At 63.7% G+C, this 19755-nt stretch carries 16 protein-coding genes; 8 read left to right on the top strand and 8 right to left on the bottom strand.

The window, feature by feature from the left end; translation table 11 throughout:
- Position 1: 1 nt before the first annotated feature.
- The 8 genes from IEY36_RS21930 to IEY36_RS21895 all read right to left on the bottom strand — a co-directional run bounded on the left by IEY36_RS21930 (position 2) and on the right by IEY36_RS21895 (position 9342).
- On the bottom strand, positions 2-1654 hold the full coding sequence (locus IEY36_RS21930; RefSeq protein ID WP_229681491.1) for an acyl-CoA synthetase: 1653 nt from the start codon (positions 1652-1654) through the stop codon (positions 2-4).
- Entirely contained in the window at positions 1651-2493 is an 843-nt protein-coding gene (locus IEY36_RS21925; protein ID WP_229681490.1) for an ABC transporter ATP-binding protein, read from the bottom strand. The genes IEY36_RS21930 and IEY36_RS21925 overlap by 4 nt, the downstream gene beginning before the upstream one ends.
- Positions 2490-3776: an ABC transporter substrate-binding protein gene (locus IEY36_RS21920; protein WP_188970837.1), complete on the bottom strand. Its 1287-nt coding sequence runs from the start codon at positions 3774-3776 to the stop codon at positions 2490-2492. The genes IEY36_RS21925 and IEY36_RS21920 overlap by 4 nt, the downstream gene beginning before the upstream one ends.
- A 41-nt stretch (positions 3777-3817) precedes the next feature.
- Positions 3818-4882, bottom strand: a complete 1065-nt coding sequence (locus IEY36_RS21915) for a branched-chain amino acid ABC transporter permease (RefSeq protein WP_188970835.1) — start codon at positions 4880-4882, stop codon at positions 3818-3820.
- A 7-nt stretch (positions 4883-4889) separates the two neighbouring features.
- Positions 4890-5783 (bottom strand): branched-chain amino acid ABC transporter permease, encoded by an 894-nt coding sequence (locus tag IEY36_RS21910; RefSeq protein ID WP_188970833.1) that lies wholly within the window; start codon positions 5781-5783, stop codon positions 4890-4892.
- A complete protein-coding gene (locus IEY36_RS21905) occupies positions 5784-7700 on the bottom strand; it encodes an AMP-binding protein (RefSeq protein WP_188970831.1) in 1917 nt (638 codons plus the stop codon). It abuts the gene before it with no gap.
- Positions 7697-8512 carry an ABC transporter ATP-binding protein gene (locus IEY36_RS21900; protein ID WP_188970829.1) on the bottom strand — a complete coding sequence of 272 codons (816 nt, stop codon included), beginning with the start codon at positions 8510-8512 and terminating at the stop codon, positions 7697-7699. The genes IEY36_RS21905 and IEY36_RS21900 overlap by 4 nt, the downstream gene beginning before the upstream one ends.
- 86 nt (positions 8513-8598) lie before the next feature.
- The gene (locus IEY36_RS21895; protein WP_229681489.1) at positions 8599-9342 is read right to left on the bottom strand and encodes a glycerophosphodiester phosphodiesterase family protein; all 744 of its coding nucleotides are present in this window, start codon (positions 9340-9342) and stop codon (positions 8599-8601) included.
- 170 nt (positions 9343-9512) lie between these two features.
- Between IEY36_RS21895 and IEY36_RS21890 the strand changes: the two genes are divergently transcribed.
- The 8 genes from IEY36_RS21890 (at position 9513) to IEY36_RS21855 (ending at position 19754) form a co-directional block, all read left to right on the top strand.
- Complete coding sequence (locus IEY36_RS21890; RefSeq protein WP_229681488.1) at positions 9513-10556, top strand: TRAP transporter substrate-binding protein; 1044 nt, start codon at positions 9513-9515, stop codon at positions 10554-10556.
- A gap of 2 nt (positions 10557-10558) precedes the next feature.
- A complete protein-coding gene (locus IEY36_RS21885; protein ID WP_188970827.1) occupies positions 10559-13465 on the top strand; it encodes a PAS-domain containing protein in 2907 nt (968 codons plus the stop codon).
- 70 nt (positions 13466-13535) lie between these two features.
- Positions 13536-14414, top strand: a complete 879-nt coding sequence (locus IEY36_RS21880; protein ID WP_188970825.1) for an alpha/beta fold hydrolase — start codon at positions 13536-13538, stop codon at positions 14412-14414.
- Positions 14415-14458: 44 nt separating this feature from the next.
- The gene (locus IEY36_RS21875) at positions 14459-15295 is read left to right on the top strand and encodes a DMT family transporter (protein WP_188970904.1); all 837 of its coding nucleotides are present in this window, start codon (positions 14459-14461) and stop codon (positions 15293-15295) included.
- A 75-nt stretch (positions 15296-15370) separates the two neighbouring features.
- Positions 15371-16375: a Bug family tripartite tricarboxylate transporter substrate binding protein gene (locus IEY36_RS21870; RefSeq protein WP_188970823.1), complete on the top strand. Its 1005-nt coding sequence runs from the start codon at positions 15371-15373 to the stop codon at positions 16373-16375.
- Between the two features lie 24 nt (positions 16376-16399).
- Positions 16400-17284 carry an MBL fold metallo-hydrolase gene (locus tag IEY36_RS21865; protein ID WP_188970821.1) on the top strand — a complete coding sequence of 295 codons (885 nt, stop codon included), beginning with the start codon at positions 16400-16402 and terminating at the stop codon, positions 17282-17284.
- Positions 17285-17352: 68 nt separating this feature from the next.
- Positions 17353-18528: an acyl-CoA dehydrogenase family protein gene (locus IEY36_RS21860; protein ID WP_188970819.1), complete on the top strand. Its 1176-nt coding sequence runs from the start codon at positions 17353-17355 to the stop codon at positions 18526-18528.
- Between the two features lie 2 nt (positions 18529-18530).
- On the top strand, positions 18531-19754 hold the full coding sequence (locus tag IEY36_RS21855; protein ID WP_188970817.1) for a CaiB/BaiF CoA transferase family protein: 1224 nt from the start codon (positions 18531-18533) through the stop codon (positions 19752-19754).
- Position 19755: the final 1 nt, after the last annotated feature.

Genomic DNA, 19755 nt, shown 5'->3' with positions numbered 1-19755 from the left:
ATCAAGGATCAGCCGGCGCGGTGCCGGCGCCAAGCGTTTGTCGTAGCGTCGATCGCATCACCTTGCCGGTCGCCGTCATCGGCAGGGTCTCGGCGAATACGACCCGGCGCGGATAAAGATGTGCGGCAAGACGATTGCGGACGAAGTTCTGAATCTCGCTGGCCAGGCTCGGACTGGGCTCGACCTCGGGCCTCGGCACAATCACTGCCGTCACGGCTTCGGTGCGCAACACATCCGGAAGACCAATCACCGCCGCCATGGCGACGGAAGGATGTCGAAGCAGGCAGTCTTCGATTTCCGACGGCCCAATCCGGTATCCGCCGGAATTGATGACATCGTCCGCACGGCCGATGAAGCGGAAGAAGCCATCACTATCCTTCACGCCGCTATCGCCGGTGAGCAGCCAGTCGCCGTTAAACTTCGCCGCCGTCGCCGCCGTGTTGTTCCAGTAGCCAAGGAACATCACCGGATCCGGCCGCCTAATGGCGATGATGCCCGGTTCGCCAACGGCCTGCGGGGCACCCGCGCCATCCAGGATCGCGACCTCATGCCCCGGTACGGCGCGGCCCATCGAACCCGGCCGAGCGGGCATCAGTCCGGCACAATTGGCGACGACCAGGTTGCATTCGGTCTGCCCATAGAATTCGTTGATGGTAAATCCGAAGGCACTGCGCCCCCATTCCAGTACCTCCGCGCCCAGCGTCTCGCCACCGCTACCGATGCTGCGCATGCGGTGACCAAAGCGCATCGGTGCACTGACTTGGCGCATCATCCGCAAAGCGGTCGGTGGCAAGAAAGCATTACGTACTTCGTGCCGCGCCAACAGCCGAAACGCATGCTCCGGTTCAAACTTCGCCATGCGATGCGCGAGCACAGGAACGCCGTGGTACAGTGACGGCAACAGGACATCGAGCAGGCCGCCAATCCACGCCCAATCCGCCGGTGTCCAGAACAGATCGCCGGGTTTTGGAAATCGCTCCTGCGGCATTTCCACGCCGGGCAGATGACCGAGCAGTACACGATGCGGCAGCAGCGCCCCCTTGGGTGCTCCGGTGGTGCCGGAAGTGTAGATGATCAGCGCCGGGTCGTCGGCCGCGGTCTCGACGGTCGCGGCATCATCGCGGGCTCGCTCCATCTCCCCCCAAAGGGAGAGCACGCCTGGTCGCTCGCCCTCGACACAGAGAATCACCCGGAGATCCGGCAACGCGTCGCGGATCCCGTTGAGCTTGGCGAGGCCAAAATCATCCGTGACCAAAGCCGAGGCACCGGAGTCACGGAGCCGGAATTCCAGCGCATCCGGGCCGAATAGCTGGAAAAGCGGAACCGCGATCGCACCAAGCCGATAGATGGCCAAATGCGCTATCGCCGCTTCCGGTCCCTGCGGCAGAAGCACGGCGACACGGTCACCTCGCCCGACGACCCGCGCCTTCAGTACATTGGCGAGCCGCGAGGAGGCCGCCTTCAGCGCGTCGAATGTGAGACCCACCTGACTTCCGTTCGCCAACACGTGAAGTAAGGCAATCCGGCCGCTACCATCCGCCCAACGGTCGCAGCAGGCATCGGCGATGTTGAAGACGCTTGGAATACGCCAGCGGAAGCGCGCGACGAGATCTTCATAGCTTTCGGCGGGTGGCAGCAGGGCAGTCACGGTCACAGCCAGCGCTTCCGCCGCTTGTACGATTTCAGGTTGCGAAAGGACTTTCGGTCCGCACCATGACCCCCGAGATAGAATTCCTTCACATCCTCATTTTCGGCGAGCGCTGCGGCGTCGCCGTCCAGAACGATCTTCCCTTGCTCCATGATGTAGCCGTAGGTCGCGACCGACAGTGCCATGCGCGCGTTCTGTTCAACGAGCAGGATGGTGATGCCCAGATCGCGATTGAGCCGCCTGATGATCCCGAAGACCTCCTTCACCAGCAGAGGTGAGAGGCCCATCGAAGGCTCATCCATGAGGATCAGTCGCGGTCGCGCCATCAGCGCACGACCGATGGCCAGCATCTGCTGCTCGCCGCCCGAGAGGTAACCAGCAAGTCCGGTCCGTTCACGCAGGCGTGGGAAGTAGTCGAACACCATGTCGATGTCGTGCTTCACGCCGGGGTCGCTGCGCGTGAAGGCACCGAGGCGAAGGTTCTCCACGCACGTCATGTCAGAGATGATGCGGCGGCCTTCCATCACTTGGAAGATGCCGCGGCGCACGATCTGGTCTGGATTGATGCCGTTGATGCGTTCGCCATCAAAGACGATGTCGCCGCGCGTTACCTCACCCTCTTCCGTCCTCAACAGGCCGGAGACCGCCTTCAAGGTCGTGGATTTGCCGGCGCCATTGGCCCCGAGCAGCGCCACGACCTGTCCCTTCGGCACTGTCAGCGAAAGGCCGCGCAGCACGAGGATTACCTCGTTGTAGACCACCTCGATGTTCTTCACTTCGAGAAGGGGCGACGCGGAGGTATCCCCCCGCGTCCCCGTCGCCAGCGCGACCGGATCCGCCGTCACCAGCCGAGCCAATCCGCCCGACGCGGCAAGTCGATGGCGGCAACCGGTTCGAGGGCCATCGCCCCGGCCGTGACCAGTTCCTGAAGTGAACCCTGGCCCGCATTGTCGGTCACGCGGGCGCGATAGAGCGAGACGCGCATCGTCCCGCGATGGTCGGTCGCGGCGAAGGTTGACGGTGTGCAGACACCCTGAAAGCCATTCGGCACCCAGTTCTGACGTGCATAGAATCCGTCGCGAATCCGTTCGCCCGTCACTTGTCCGCCATTCGACGCGGCGGTCTCCATTGCCTCGACCATCAGCATGGCGGCGCAGGCGCCGGCCAGATAATGCACGGGTCGGTAAACATTGCCCGTCGGATCCGACACGCGGCTGATTGCGCGGACTGTATCCATGCCGGGACCGCTGCCACCCCAGACAGCCTCGGTCCGCACCGGGAAGACGACGCCATTGGCCGCGGTACCGGCAGCCTTCATCGCGTTTTCATCCATCCCCCATACATTGCCGAGGAACTGCACCTGCACGCCAACCGTCTGGCAGGCCCGCAGGACGGATATGTTCGAGCCCGCCGTATTGCCAAGGTAGGCATAATTCGCGCCCTGGTTCTTCAGCGTCAGGCACTGCGCCGTGTAGTCACCTGGCGTCAGGGCAAACTGGATTGCCGGCAGAACCTCGAAGCCGAGTTCCCGCGCGAGCGCCTCACCAGCTTCCTTCGGGCTATTCGGGTAGGGATGGTTCGCCCCCATATGCACGTAGCGCGGCCGTCCCTGTTGGCCGCGCGCACGCCAGTCCTCGGCGGCCCATTGCAGCATGCCACGCAGCGCATCCGAGTAGGATGGGCCATAAAAGAAGTTGAACGGGGCGGGCTCGACCCCGCGGCGACCGGACTGTCCGCCAGCGTCCGTCAAGGCGGCGGAATACGAGGCGGAAATGTAAGGAATGCGGTCACGTGTGACGAAACGGACCAGGGCTTCGGTATCCGCCGTACCCCAGCCCTGGATTGCGACGACCCGTTCCCGCTGGGCCCAGGATTGATACTGGCTGACCGCACGTGGCGCCTGGTACCCGTAGTCGAAGCCCGAGACGGCAAGAGGTCGGCCGGCAACACCATGGCGCGTCTGGTTCACCCAGTTCAGCGTGTCGGCAACGCCCTGGCCGTAAGGTACGCCGACATCTGACGTCGGGCCCGAATTGTCCATCAGGTGACCGACGGGGATGGGTGCCTGGGAGAAGGCGGGCGTTGCAGCGAACAACGCACCCGCCAGCAGGGGAAGCGAAAGTTTCATTTGGTGGTTCCTCCTTGGTTCGTTTGGGCCGTAGGCCGGCCTCAGTGTGAGAATGGATACAGTTTCCAGTATGCCTTGATCATGCGCCATCGATGCGCGAGGCCATCTGGCTCAAAGATCAGGAACAGGATGATCGCCGCCCCAATCGTCATCTCCCGCAGGAAGGAAATCGAGGATCCGAGGCGCAACGCTCGATCCAAAGCGCTGCCAGCCAGCAGATCGACCCCGGACTGCACAATTTCCGGCAGCAGCACCATGAAGGCCGCCCCCAGCATGCTGCCCATGATCGAGCCCAAGCCCCCGATGATGACCATTGCGAGGAACTGGATCGAATAGAGGATGTTGAAGGCCTCTACGCTGACGAACAAGAGATAGTGCGCGTAGAGCGCGCCGCCGATCCCGGCGAAGAAGGAGGCGATGCCGAAGGACAGCGTCCTATAGTAGGCCAAGTTGATACCCATCATCTCGGCGGAGAGATAATGGTCCCGTACGGCAACCAGTGCGCGACCATCCCGTGTCCGCATCAGGTTTGCCGCCGCGACGAACATGATCACGACATGCGCGAGGACGATGTAGAAATACGTCTCCTCGCGGTCGAAGCGCATATTGAACAACGCATAGGGTTCGGTGACGCGGCCGGACACGCCTCCCGAAAACCAGGGCGCACGAGCGAAAAAGTCCTCAAGAATGAACTGAGCCGCAAGCGTCGCAATGGCGAGGTAGAGTCCCTTCAGCCGCGCCGCAGGCGCGCCGAATACGAGGCCAACCACGCCCGTCATCAGCCCCGCCCCCCATATCGCCAGCGGGACCGGGACATGATGCTCGACCAGCAGTGCAGAAGCGAAGGCGCCGAAGCCGAAGAAGGCGGCATGTCCGATCGATATCTGTCCGGTGAAGCCGACCAGGATATTCAAACCAAGGGCCGCGATGGCGCTGTAGCCGATGGCGATCAACAGGCCCAGTTCATAACGTCCGAGCACGAGCGGCGCCGCACAAAGCACCAGCACCCCGACCAGCATGGCAATACGCGAATTCCGTGTCGGGAAGATCGTCGTGTCGGCGCGGTAGGTACTGCGAAAGTCGCCAGCCGGTGTCATCGAGGTCATGGTGCCGTCACACCCGCTCGATGTTGCGCGTGCCGAAGAGGCCGTAAGGCTTGATCAACAGGATCAGGATCATCGCGTAGAATGGGGCGATCTGGTACATGTTGCCCCAGTTCAGCCACTGCGCGTCAACGTACTGAGCGACATTCTCCAACACGCCGATGATCAACCCGCCAAGTACCGCACCAACGATGGAATCGAGACCACCAAGGATAACGGCCGGGAAGACCTTGATCCCATAGAAGGACAGCGCCGAGGACACACCGTTCACCACGCCTACCACGATCCCGGCGACGGATGAGACGACTGCCGAGATCGCCCATGACATGGCGAATACCTTTGGGACCGACACGCCGAGCGATTGCGCCACCTGCTGGTCAAAGGCCGTCGCGCGCATCGCCAGGCCGTGCTTCGAATAGGTGAAGAACCACCAGAAGCCCACCATGATCAGTACCGAGACAACAAGGCTCGCGAGATAGACCGACTGAACGTCCAGCCCGAGGATGCTAATGCGCTCGACAGTGAACATCGGCGGGAAAGGCTGTGCGAAGACGCCGAACATCCACTTCATCAGCGCCTGAAAGAAGATCGACAAGCCAACTGTCGCCATGATGACGCTGATCACCGGTTCCCCGATCAGAGGTCGCAGCACGATCACCTGCAGGACCACGCCGAAGATCGTCATGAAGGCGAGCGTAACCAGGAAGCCCGCCCAGATGGGCAATTGCCAGTATGTCAGCAGCCACCAGCAGACCCAGGCGCCAACAAGCAAGAATTCGCCTTGCGCGAAATTCACCACCTGCGATGCCTTGTAGATCAGCACGAACGACATCGCGACAACGCCATACAGCGCGCCGACGATCAGCCCATTTAGCACCAGTTGGAACAATAACGTCGCGTCCATTCAGCCCTCCTCCGCGCCGGCCGGCGCCGGCCGGCGCACAGCGTCCATACGGATGACCTGCAGCACGGTCCTGATCCGCTGCTTGGTGCCGTCCTGAAACGCGATGGTCGTGTCCACAGGAATAATGTCATTGCCGGCATAGATCGCGCCGATGATGTCGCCGTACTTCTCATTGATGACACCGCGGCGCACTTTGCGTGTTCGCGTCAGCTCCTCGTCATCCGCATCCAGTTCCTTATAGAGCAGAATGAAATCGCGGATGCGCTGCGCTGGCGGCAAAGAAGTGTTTACCTTTGCCACCTCATCTCGGATCTTTTCTAGAACCTCGGGACGCGCTGAAAGATCAGTATAGGTCGTGAATGATATCCTGTTGCGCTCCGCCCATTTGCTGACGATCGGAAAACGGATGCAGATCATGGCCGCCAGATGCGCGCGCCGGTCACCGAGGATCACCGCTTCGGCGACAAAGGGACTGAACTTCAGCTTGTTCTCGATGAACTGTGGTGAGAATCGGTCGCCGCCGCTGGTTGTCGCGATATCCTTGATGCGGTCGATGACAACGAGCTGCCCTTGTTTGTTGAAATAGCCGGCGTCGCCGGTGTGCAGCCAACCGTCGCGCATATCCGGCACATCATCGATGCCAAGATAGCCCGTGAACATGTTCGGGTGGCGCGTCACAATTTCGCCGACACCATTCGCATCCGGCTCATGGATACGCAGCTCAACATCCGGCCCGAAAGGCACACCAACGGTGTCAAAGTCGACTGCGCCAGGCCGATGCAGTGTATAGGCGCCAAGCAGTTCGGTCTGACCATAGAGTTGGCGTAGCGGCACGCCCATGGCCTGGAAGAAGCGGAAGGTCTCGGGCCCCAGCGCGGCCCCACCTGTCGCGGCCGAGCGCAACCGCGTAAATCCAAGACGATCACGCAGAGCGCGGAATAGCAGCGCATTGGCCAGGATGGACTGCCCGCCAGCTTCGAGTGCCTCGAGCCCCATGCGCATACCCGCCTCGAAGGCACGCTGCTTCAGCCGGGACGCGTCCATGACCCGGGCACGCACGTCAGCGGCGAGGCTTTCCCAGACGCGCGGCGCGAACAGCACGAAGGTCGGTGCGATCTCTCGGAAGTCGGCCATCGTCGTCTCGGGTTCCTCGACGAAATTGACCTTCATGCGGGCTATCAGGCCCCAGCCGAGGACGTAGATCTGCTCCATGATCCAGGGTAGTGGCAGGACTGAGACGTACTCGTCCTGTGGCCCCTTCGGGTCAGCGGCCAGATACGCCTCGCAATGACGGATCAAGGCTCGCCCAGAAATCTGCGCGAGCTTCGGCCGGGCCGTGGTGCCCGATGTGGTGCAGAGGATCGCGATATCGTTGCCACACGTGGCCTCGACCAGCGCGTCCCAGGCATCAGGATCGCTCGCGGCAACCTCGGCACCACGGTGCAGCAGAGCTTCCATGGACATAAGTCGTGGATCGTCATGTTTTCGCATGCCGCGCGGATCGCAATAAATGATGTGCCGCAGGTCGGTCAGCTGATCAGAGACGTTCAGAAGTTTGTCGACCTGCTCCTCATCTTCGGCGATCACTGCCGAGGCTGCGCTGAACGACAGCAGATAGGCGACCTCCTCATCCAAGGCGTCGCGATAGATGCCCAGCGAACAGGCGCGGAGCGCGTGCGCCGCGATTTCTCCCATAACCCAATCGGGCCTGTTGTCGCCGATCAGCCCCACAACGTCGCCCGGTTTCACACCAATCGCACGAAGACCGAGCGCCATGTCGCGAGTCCGATCCGCCACCTCGGACCAGGGCAGCGCACGCCATATGCCGAATTCCTTCTCGCGCATGGCAATGTCGTCGCCATGTGCGCGGGCATTTCGCCGAAGCAGCCGAGGCAACGTATCATCATCGCCGCTCATGTCGTTGCCGGCTCGCCGTCTTCGTGGACCACCTCATCCGCCTCGCCCAGATAGGCACGCCTGACATCGGGGTCCGCCAACACTGCATCGGGCACGCCTTCGGCGATCTTCCGCCCGAAATCGAGCACCATTATGCGGTGGCTGATGTCCATCACGACGCCCATGTCGTGCTCGATCATCAGCACGCTCATGCCCCATTCCTCGTTGAGGTCGACGATGAAGCGCGCCATGTCCTCCTTTTCTTCAAGGTTCATGCCAGCCATCGGCTCGTCGAGGAGGATCAGGCGGGGTTTCAGCGCGATGGCGCGCGCCAGTTCAACGCGCTTACGCAATCCGTAAGACAATGTTCCGGCAGTTGCCTTGCGAACGTGCTGGATCTCCAGGAAGTCGATGATCTCCTCGACCTCACGGCGATGGTTCAGCTCTTCCTTCTGGGCACCCCCTATCCAGTAGACCATGCCGCGCAGGAAGCCGGCGCCGAGCAGATTGTGACGGCCTACCATGATGTTATCGAGCACGCTCATATGCCCAAATAGCGCGAGATTCTGGAACGTCCGACCAATGCCCAGCGCCGCTCGCCGGTTCGGCCGCAATGGCGTGACGTCCTGCCCTTCGAACAGGATACGCCCCTCGGTCGGCCGGTACCGACCCGAGACGCAGTTGACCATCGAGGTCTTGCCCGCGCCATTCGGTCCAATGATCGAGAAGATCTCGCCACGCTGAACAGCGAAGGAGACATCGGACAGGGCCCGCACGCCGCCGAAGCGCAAGCTGACCGCATCCGCTTCGAGGACAGCCGTATCCCCAGCCACCGCGCCGCACCCTCCCCAAGTTGTTCTACAGGGAGGTTAGGTGCGCAGGCAGCGCGCTGGCAACAATCACGCGCGCCCGGAACGAATTACCGTCCCCGTAGTGAGATCGCGAGCGGCGGGTCGTCTGTGGCCAGGAGGTCGACACCAAGGCCAAGCATCCGGCGTATGGAGTCCTCGTGATTCGCGCCCCACACAGAGACACCAATGTCGGCGGCACGCAGAACCGCGCAGGCATCGGAATCGATCAGGGCTTCGTGGACGCCGATCTCGGGGAAGCCATAGGTCTTCGCGACGGCAATGACGCCCCTCAAACCGAGCGCCCGCCAAGTACTGCGCTCAAGCAACCAGGCGACCCCGGCCAGACCACCCGCAGCAGCAACTTCCGCCATGGTCGGCGCGTCGAAGCCAATGATCCAGCTGCGCCCTCTCAGGCCAGACTGATCGAGATCGCTCAAAACCCGGGCCACCAGACCCGGATAGGGCCGGCCATCGGCGTCCTCCTTGATCTCTATCCTTGGAGCGACTCGCGAGCCCCGAAACACCTCAAGCATCTCCGCCAGGCGCGGCACGGTCTCGCCAGCTCCGCCTCTCAGGCGGAGACCTGCCAAATCTCGGCTGGTCTGCGCCACGACGCGGCCAATACCATCCGTAGTCCTCTCGAGAGTGGCATCGTGTATGATAATCGCCTCACCATCGGCGGAGGCATGGACGTCGCACTCAGCCTGTTCCAACGCGAGGCGAGCCGTGGCCCGAAAGGCCGTCAAACCGTTCTCTGGCCATAGGAAGGCACCGCCACGGTGGCTGGCAATGGCGCTACGATAAGGAATCATCTTGACGGTACTACCTCGGTTTCGCCAGCGCCCACAGGCCGGCTGACGCAGGCTGAGCGCATTCCCAATCATCACTGTGACAATCGTCGCCTAAGAATGGCAGACTACCGAAAGCCCCGCATGTCCAGGAGGCAGTTTTGCTGCGAATAGCGCTTCGAAAAGCTCTCTCGTTGATCATCGGCGCCGCCGCCATAGCCCTGTCCATGCCAATGGCCATGGCGCAATCCGGACCGGAGTCACCGCTCCGCCTGAAGATTGTTGGTGGCTTGGCCGGTGTCAGCCAATACGTCCGGTATGAGGAACCCTTTTGGCGTCATCGCCTGCCAGAGGCGTCGGGTGGACGCATTCAGGCGGAGATCGCACCTTTCGACCGAAGCGGCATCAGGGCGCAGGAGATGCTGGCGCTGATGCGCCTCGGCGTCGTACCATTCGGCACAGTACTACTCGCTATTGTAAGCAACGAGGAGCCTGAATTTAACGCCGTCGACCTACCTGCAGTTAATCCAGACATGCCCGCACTCCGACGGACGGTGGAGCTTTATCGACCACACCTCGAAGAATTGCTCGCTGAACGCTATGATGTCGAACTTCTTGCCATTTATACTTACCCAGCTCAAGTTATATTTTGCCGCGATCGATTCACCGGATTGTCGGACTTGGCCGGGCGACGCATCCGCACGTCTTCGGTAGGACAATCAGAAATGTTCGCTGCTCTTGGCGCCACGCCGGTGGTCGTCCCCTTCGGGGAGACCTTGGCAGCCGTCCGGTCGGGTGTCGTAGAATGCGCCGTGACCGGAACGCTGTCGGCCAATGCCATCGGCCTTGATGAAGTCGCTACTTACATGCACAGCATGGCGATTACCTGGGGGCTCTCGGTATTCGGCGCCAACCGCGCCGCTTGGGCCGCGCTTCCGGATTGGGCGCGCACTCTGATCCGGCAGGAGGTCGGCAAGCTGGAACACGAGATCTGGGACGCGGCCGAAGTGGAAACGGTCGAGGGTTTCGCCTGCAATGCCGGCCAACCGGCCTGCACAAATGGACGCCGCGGACAGGCTACCATCGTGCCCGTTTCGCCCGCCGACCAGGAACGTCGGATTCGTCTGCTGACCGAAACAGTTCTACCGGGCTGGGTCCGCCGTTGCGGTGAACCCTGCGTCGATGCCTGGAACACGCGCCTGGCTCCCTCACTTGGCGTCACAGCGCGCCTCGACTGACGATGCAGAATACGCTGTTCCTCCGGCGGGCCATCCTCTTCGGCGCCATCATCCTGCTGCTCGCGCAGTCGGCAGCGACGCTGATGATCATCGGTCGCGCGCGAGAGGCGCAGATAAATGCCGCTGAGGACTCGGTCGAGCGCATCAGCCTCGCAACTGAAACATCCATTAACCGTGCCTTTGTGCAGGTGGACGCAATGCTTGCGGGGCTACCGGCAATCCTCGCCCATTTCGCGCCGAATGGGCAGATGGACATTCGAGTGCTGAATAATGTCCTGCGGCAGCTGAACAATCAGAATTTCACCTATCGCGACATCCTGCTGATGGGCCCCAACGGTCTGCCATTGGCAACCGCCCTGCCGGTGTCTCGCCGCCGCCGCCTGCCATTGCCGGTCGAGACCGGCTTCTCTGAACTCGTCGAACGTGGCGGCGGCGTATCCATCGGTGGCCCGGTACAGAATCCCTCGACCGGCGAGTGGACGTTGTTCTTTGCGCGCAATGTGACCATCATTGGGCTCGGCCCTGTCCTGGCTGTCGCCGAGGTCCCAGTGCCATCGGTAAGGTCGCTGCTCACCGCCGCCGGTGAAAGCCCCGGACTGCGCACGACGCTGGAACGTGACGACGGCATCCTGCTCACATCGGTGCCGCATGATGAGACGCGCATCGGCCAACGGCTTGAACCGAGCGCCAAGGCAATGGGCGTTGGGGCCCAGGCAACGATCGTCACCAGCCGCTTCACGGGCCAGCTCGTCTTTGCCTCCGTGCGGTCGACCCTCTACCCGACATTGCTGATCACCACGTCGATCGAAGTCGATGCCGCCCTGGCCGGCTGGTATCGCGACCGCGTCAGGGCCTTTGCCGTTTCCAGCATGTTGGGCATGGTGATCATCTCGGTCGCACTCGCGCTGGTGGTCATGCTGCGACAGCGTGACAGGGCGGAAGCCGAACGCATGAGCGCAAGGCTGACCTTGGAAAATGCGCTCGAATCAATGTCCGATGGCTTTGTCATGTTTGACGCCGAGGATCGGCTGATCGCGTGCAACAGCCGGTACAAGGATTTCTACAAGCTCAGCGCGCGCTTCATCCAGCCCGGAACCAGCTTCGACGACATCATGCGCGAGGGGGCTAAGCTCGGGCAGTATCCTCAGGCCAGCACCGACATCGAGGCCTTCGTCGCCGAGAGCAAGGCCTTCCACCTTGGCGATCAGCCATCGATGGAACGGCTTTTGCCCGATGGGCGCTGGGTGCTCATCACGGAACGGCGCACACCAGACGGTGGAACCGTCGGTATCCGGACCGACATCACCGCGCTCAAGCGCGCCATGCAGGAACTGGCCGCGGCACGCGACGCCGCGGCCGCAGCCGGCGAAGCAAAAAGCCGCTTCCTCGCGCGCGTCTCGCATGATCTGCGAACGCCTCTGAATGGCGTGCTCGGATTTGCCCAGGTCCTGCTCCAGGACCCTCGGCTGGAACCCGAGCAGCGCGAACAGGTGAAGACGTTGCACGAGGCAGGTCGCCATCTGCTCGACTTGGTGAATGGCCTGCTCGACCTCTCCAAGATCGAGGCCGGACGGCTCGATCTCGCGCCACGTCCGGTCGCATTGCGACAGCTTCTGGACGGATGCGCCACGCTCATGGCGCCGGAAGTAGCGCGCAAGGCACAGTCATTCCACGTCGATATCGACCCCACTCTTCCAGATGCAGCCGAGCTGGACCCGACGCGAATGCGCCAGCTCCTGCTGAACCTGCTGTCCAACGCCGTCAAGTTCACACCCACAGGTGGTCGCGTGGACCTGCGCGTCCTTTGCACCCCCGAGGGCCGCTTGCGGATCGAGGTGCAGGACACCGGCCCCGGCGTTCCTGCGGATAAGCGGCACCTGCTATTCGAAGATTTTGTTCAGCTAGCGCCGCAGGGTATCGCCGATGGGCAGGGTACTGGCCTTGGCCTCGCCATATCTGCTCGCTTGGTTGCCTTGATGGATGGCGAGATCGGCTGCGAAGCGCCCTCCGCCGGCGGCGTGATGTTCTGGTTCGAGATTCCCCTGCATGCGGCCGCCATGCCCGGAACGGAGGACGATATGCACAGTGACGCTGTCGGCACTCCAGCCGACGCGGTATCGCTCCGGATCCTGGTGGTGGACGATGTCGCCGCCAATCGTCAGATTGCGCAGGCCATGCTCAGCGGCGCGGGTCACACCGTTGAAGTCGCGGAGGATGGCATCAGCGCACTGCTCGCGCTGGCGAACGGCCAGTTCGACGCCGTCCTGATGGATCTTCAGATGCCGGGGATGGACGGGTTCGAGGCAACCAGGCGGATCCGCGCTCTGCAGCCTCCAGCTTGTGCCGTGCCGGTGATCGCGTTGACAGCGTCCGCCTTGCCGGACCAGATCGAGGCGACGCGCCGGGCAGGGATGGACGCCCATCTTGTCAAGCCGATTGACCGGCAATCGCTGCTGCAAGTCCTCAAGCGGCTGCCATCGCGCGAAGGCAATCCCGTTGAAGCAGCGGCATCGGCCGCGCCAGTTGCGCCTTACGTCGACGCAACGACGCTGGACCTCCTTGAGCGTGAGCTAGGCCATGCGGCTCATGGAATTCTGGCGGAATTCGTCGGTGAAGTGCGGCGTGCATTGTCATTGCTGACGAACGCGTCTCCAGCCGAGAAGACTGATTCTGGCCATGTCCAACACGCGTCGCATCGCCTGGTCGGCGCGGCGCGCACGCTGGGCGCAACCCGCTTGGCCGCTGAAGCCGAAGCCCTGCAGAGAGCAGCCCGTGGTGGGGACCCCTCACCCGACCTGCAGGCATCGGTAATCGCCATCGCGCGGGCCACGCTGCCCGAACTCGAACGCCGGCTCGGAGTCGAAGGTGTGCTGACTGGATTGCCAATCCAGACCACGTCTGTCGCTTGAAACCCTGCCGGGTGGACCGATCCGCCGCCTAGCCTAGGATGCACACCATCTTGGGGAGGGCATCAGCGGTATGGCCTTTGGGGAATGGGTAGCGAACACGGCACGGGACGAGCCTCATGCCGAACTTCGCGCGATTGCTGCCGCGGCACACCGTGCGGAAACGCCATGTGGCGATGGTACCCTGGTATGGCGCGCCTGGGGAAAGGGGCGGCCACTCGTACTGCTACATGGCGGTTCAGGGTCCTGGCGGCACTGGCTAAGGAACATCCCAGCCTTCGCCTCGGACCGCCGCGTCATCTGCCCCGATCTACCCGGACTCGGCGACAGCGACATGCCGCCAACGCCCGCTTCGCCGGAGACCATCGCGCCAATCCTAGCCGAAGGCCTGCGCATCATCTTACCGGACGACTCGGGTTATGACCTGGCGGGATTCTCCTTCGGTGCCCTTTGCTCCGGACACCTCGCTGCCTTCGATCCGGAACGCTGCCTTTCGCTGACCGTGATCGGCGCCGGCGCACTCGGTTTCGAGCGCAGCCCGACCCAACTTGTCAAAGTCCGCCACCTCGAAGGCACCGACCGGGATGAAGCAAACCGCCATAACCTCGCCGCGCTGATGTTCGCCGATGCCACGCGTATTGATGACGTCGCGCTCGCGATGCAGGATCTCCATACGCGCCGCGCCCGGTTCAAGAGCCGCGGATGGGCCAATACGGATTCGCTGAAGCAGGCCATCGCACGCGGACGCGCGCCTTTGGCCGCAATCTATGGCGAACTCGACGCCATTGCCCGCCCCAATGTCAGACTGAGGCTTGATCTGATCCGGGGCATGCGGGCCGGAGCGACCGCCGAGAGCATTCCCGGCGCCGGCCACTGGGTGTCCTATGAGGCCGCCGAGCCATTCAACGCCGCCTTGCGCAGGGTACTGGAACGAGGTGCGTCATCGACGTGACCGCCGGCCCCGCGCGCCCGACGCGCTTGGCGACCCTACGCGGCATGGCTTGGATGGTCGCGGCCGGGTTTCTGTTTTGTCTGCTCAACACCATTGCCCGCCGGTTATCCCAGGAACTCGATCCCTTCCAGACGCAGTTTCTACGCTACCTCGCCGGTCTCGTCGTGCTGCTGCCCTTCATACTGCGGACAGGATTAGCGGCGTGGCGGCCGCATGATTTTTGGGGCCAAGGGTGGCGCGGCATGGTGCACACCGCCGGGCTGCTATTGTGGTTTTGGGCGTTGCCTCACGTGCCAATGGCGGACATGACCGCGATCGGCTTCACCGGCCCGATCTTCATCATGGCCGGCGCCGTGATGTTCCTCGGTGAACCCATGGTCCGCGCCCGCTGGATTGCAGCCGTTGTCGGTTTCCTCGGCGTCCTGGTCGTGGTCGCGCCGCAATTCACCGGCACGGGACGCGGCTTCTGGTCATTGGTGATGTTGTCGTCTTCCCCGCTATTCGCAGCATCATTCCTGATCACGAAGGCACTGACGCGGCGCGATCGGCCAGAGGTGATCGTCGCCTGGCAGGCCATCACCGTCGCTACGTTCAGCCTGCCCTTTGCGATGGCCGGCTGGATCTGGCCGACGGCGGAACAGTGGGGCTGGTTCCTGATCACAGGGCTGCTCGGCAGCGCCGGCCATTGGTGCCTGACCGAGGCCTTCCGGATCGCCGACATGTCGGCAACGCAGCCCATCAGGTTCGTCGACATGGTTTGGTCGGCGACGCTTGGCTGGCTGGTCTTCGCCGAAGTGCCGGCAACGACGACATTTGCCGGCGCCGCCGTCATCTTTGGCGCCACAACGTGGATCGCCAGGCGGGAAGCCGTGCGCCGCTGACCCGAACTTGCATCCACTCGCGGTCCGTCGGATCGTCCGCGAAAGTCGCCGCAAAAATGGTGGCTGGAGGAACGCATGCCCGAACACAAATCGCCGCCCGCGGCACGACCGGCACGGAGCTTGCGACGCCGGAACCTGCCAGCGTTGGCGCTGGGGCTGGCCGCGGGGCCGGTGCTGGCGCAGGAAGTCTGGCCGGCACGTCCGATCCGCCTCATCATTCCCTTCGCCCCCGGCGGCCCGATCGACACGGTTGGCCGAATGATCGGCGAGCGGCTGCGCGAACGGCTCGGCCAGCCTTTCATCATCGACAACCGAGCCGGCGCTGGTGGCTCGATCGGCCTGCGTGCGACGGTGCAGGCGCCGCCTGACGGCTACACGCTGGTCCTCACCTCCTCCTCGCTCGCCATCTTGCCCGCGATCTACGCCAATCTCGGCTTCGACCCGCGGACCGACCTAACGCCGGTCAGTCTGGTGGCGGAAATCGCCACGACGATCGTCGTGCGCGCCGACCATCGCTTCACCAACCTCCAGGCATTGCTGGCCGAAGCGCGCGCGAGGCCTGGCAGCATCACCTATGGCACGTCGGGCATCGGGTCCTCGAACCACCTCTCGGGAGCGATGTTCGCCGCCGTGGCGCAGATCGACCTCACCCATGTGCCTTATCGTGGCGCCGCTCAGGCGACGAATGCCCTTTACGCCGGCGACATCGACTTGGTCTTCGCGAGCACGGTCGAAACGCTCTCCCACGCGCGCGACGGCCGCGCGCGGATCCTTGCTGTCACGACGGCATCCCGCATCCCTGCGCTGCCAGAGGTACCTGCCGCGGTCGAAATCGTGCCGGGGTACATCGCGCCAAACTGGTTCGCGATGGCGGCGCCGGCAGGCCTTCCGCAGGCCATCCTGTCGCGATTGTCGGTCGAACTCGCCGCACTGCGCGACGACGCCGATTTCCGCGCCCGTTTCGCGACACTCGGCGCCGAGCCGTTGATGAGCGCGCCCGACATCCTCGCCGCCCGGCTGGCCGAGGATGTGCCGACCTGGCGCCGTGTGGCCGTCGAGGCCGGCATCCGCGCCGAATGACCCCCTGACAGACCTGGATACGACATGCGCAAGCTGACCATCGGCGACGTCACCATCACCAGCATCATCGAGCGCGACGGCCCCTGGCGCGCGCCCGAGGCGATGTTCCCCAAGGCAGCGGCCGCGCCGGACCTGCTCGCCGAGCGACTGCGGGAGGTCGAGCCCGAGACCTATGACGCGGCGTCCGGCAAGATGGTCATCACCTACCAGACCTATGTGCTGCGCACGCCGCACCACACCATCCTTGTCGACACCTGCACCGGCGAGGACAAGGGATACCCCGCCCCGATGGATTTTCCGAAGCAGCCCTGGCTGGATGGGCTGAAGGCCGAGGGACTGGCCTTCGAGGACATCGACTATGTCTTCTGCACCCACCTGCACATCGACCATTCGGGCTGGAACACCGTGCTGCGCGACGGGCGCTGGGTGCCGACCTTCCCGAATGCGAAATACGTCTTCCACAAGCGCGAATACGCCGCCTGGGACACCAGCACCAAGGCCGCCGAAGAGCGCCCCGGCGGCGGTGGCAATGTCCATCGCTTCAATTGCGAGCCGATCGTCGCGGCCGGCCAGGCGTTGCTGGTGGATGACGATTTCCAACTCGACGATCGCATCACCATTCAGCCGACGCCAGGGCATTCGCCGTGCCATTGCTGCGTGCATATCCGCAGCGGCGGCCAGCACGCAGTCGTGACAGGGGACCTGATGCACCACGCCCTGCAGATCCATCAGCCTGACTGGTCCACGGTCTTCTGCTGGGACCCGGCCGAGGCGGAGGTCAGCCGTCGGCGCTTTCTCAACCAGGTCGCCGACACGGACACGCGAATCCTGCCGATTCACTTTCCCGACCCATCGGTCGGCCGTGTGGAGGCGTTGAAGGATCGATTCCGTTGGCGGTACCTACGCTGACGCTTCCGGCCGCTTGACGTCCGGCGCCCCCGATGGTCCGTTTCGGGCCAACGGAGGATCGCCGCATCATGGATCACAACCAGCCCTACGCCGCCAGCGAAGAGACCAGGATGCTGCGCGACCTGGTCACGAAATTCGTCGAACGCGATATGATGCCGCTGGAGCCCGCGGTGCTGAAGCGGGAAGCGGAAGGCGGTGGCTTCAAGCTTTCGGCAGAGGAGGAGAAGACGCTCCTCGACCGCTGTCGTGAACTGGGCCTGTGGGGCCTCGACGTGCCGGAGGAATTCGGCGGCGCCAACCTGCCGCTGATTTCGCTCGCCGCGGCCGAGGAGGAGATGGCCCGCGCCTGCGTCCCCTTCACCATCCCGCCCGACAGCCCGAACCTGCATATGATGCTCTCCGTGGCGAGCCCGGTGCAGCGCGAGAAGTACCTCAAGCCCTACGCGACTGGTGAGGCCCGCTCGGCCATGGCGATCAGCGAGCCAGGCGCCGGTGGTGACCCGGCCGGGATGACCACGCGGGCGGTGCGCGATGGCGATGACTGGGTCATCAACGGCCGCAAGATCTGGGTCTCCAACGTCCCACGCGCCGACTTCATTATCCTCATGGCGCGCACAGGCGATGGAAAGCGGCAGGAAGGCATCACTGCCTTCATCGTCGAGAAGGGCACCCCTGGCTTCATCATCGAGCGTGCCATCCCGATGATCGGCGGCCGCACTACCTACGAGCTGGTTTTCGAAGATTGCCGCGTGCCGCACGAGAATGTTCTCGGTGAACTCGGCCGCGGCTATGCGCCGATGCAGCTGCGACTGAACGTTCGGCGCATGCAGATGGGCGCGCGCTGCATCGGCATGGCGCGCCGCGGTCTCGAAATGATGTCGGAATACGCGCAGAACCGCGTGACCTGGGGCGTCCGGCTGGCCGATCGTCAGGCCATCCAGTGGTTCGCCGCCGAGGCGGTGATGGAGATGCATGCCTGCCGGCTGATGGTGAACGATCTCGCCGCCAAGCTCGACGCCGGTGCCGATGTGCGGATGGAAGCGTCCATCCTGAAGGTCCGCGCGACCGAAATGGCGCAGTCGGTGCTCGACAATGCAATGCAGACCTTCGGCGCCATGGGCATGACGAAGGAATTGCCGCTTCAGCTGCTGTACCAGCAGGTGCGCGTCATGCGCGTTTATGAAGGCCCGTCCGAGGTGCATCGCAGCGCCATCGGGCGCCGCACCCTAGGGTCGAAGGTCTGACGATGGAGGAACCGCAACGCCCCCTCGAAGGGCTGCTGGTCCTCGATCTCGGGCATATCTACCAGGCGCCCTATTGCGGGTTCCTGATGGCGATGGCGGGCGCCACCGTCATCAAGATCGAGCCGCCGAATGGCGAGCCCCTACGCCGCCGCGCCATGGTCGCCGGCGGTTCGGTGCCGCAGGCGATGCTGAACTCGAACAAGCTCGGCCTGTCGCTCGACCTCAAAAACCCGCAGGGGCAGGACATCTTCCTGCGCCTGGTCGATCGTGCGGATGTGGTGATCGAGAATTTCTCGCCCGGCGCGATGGCCCGTCTCGGCTTAGGTCATGAAGTCCTGCGCAAGCGCAACCCACGGCTGATCTATGCCTGTGGTTCCGGCTACGGCCAGACCGGACCGGACCGCGACCGGCTGGCGATGGACCTGACCGTGCAGGCCGCGGTGGGCATCATGCACACCACGGGCTTCCCGGACGGGCCACCGACCAAGGCCGGGCCGACGGTGTGCGACTTCCTCGGCGGCACGCATCTGTACGGCGCAGTGATGACAGCGTTGTTCGGACGCGAACGCACCGGCAAGGGTGGTTATGTCGAGGTGGCGATGCAGGACGCGGCGTATTCGACGCTCGCTTCCGCCATTGGCATGCACTTCGGCGGCAACACCCGCGATCTGCCGCCGCGCACCGGCAACAGCCACGCCGGGCTCGCCATGGCTCCTTACAACGTCTATCCGGCGAAGGATGGCTGGATCGCCATCATCGTCGTCACCGAGGGGCATTGGGACCGCCTGCTGCGCGCCATGGGCCAGGGCGACCTGATTGGCGATGAGCGCTTCCGCAGCAATCCGGACCGCGTGACGCATATGACCGAGGTCGATGGCTTGGTTACCGCCTGGACTGTCGCCCATACGCGTGCGGAACTCGAAGCCCTGACCCGCCAGCATGGTGTGCCGGCCGCGCCCGTCCGCACGCTCGAGGAAGTGCTGGAAGACCAGGGCATGCATGAACGTGGCATGCTGCGCTGGGTGGACCACCCTGAAGTCGGCCGCGTCGTGCTTCCCTCCACGCCGCTGCGCATCGAAGGCGCGCCGCCGCCAGACTTCTCGCCGAGCCCCTTCCTCAACCAGCACGAAGGCGACGTGCTGGGCGGCATGCTTGGTCTCGCCGAGGCCGACCGCGAAGCACTGCGCAAGGCGGGAGCGGTGGGGCCTCGGTTCGAGCGACGCTGAC

Origin of the sequence: Neoroseomonas lacus, assembly GCF_014644535.1 — a bacterium.
In the GTDB taxonomy this organism is placed as follows: domain Bacteria; phylum Pseudomonadota; class Alphaproteobacteria; order Acetobacterales; family Acetobacteraceae; genus Neoroseomonas; species Neoroseomonas lacus.
The sequence above is the reverse complement of the archived record's forward strand: the minus strand, read 5'-3'. Positions and strand labels throughout refer to the sequence as shown.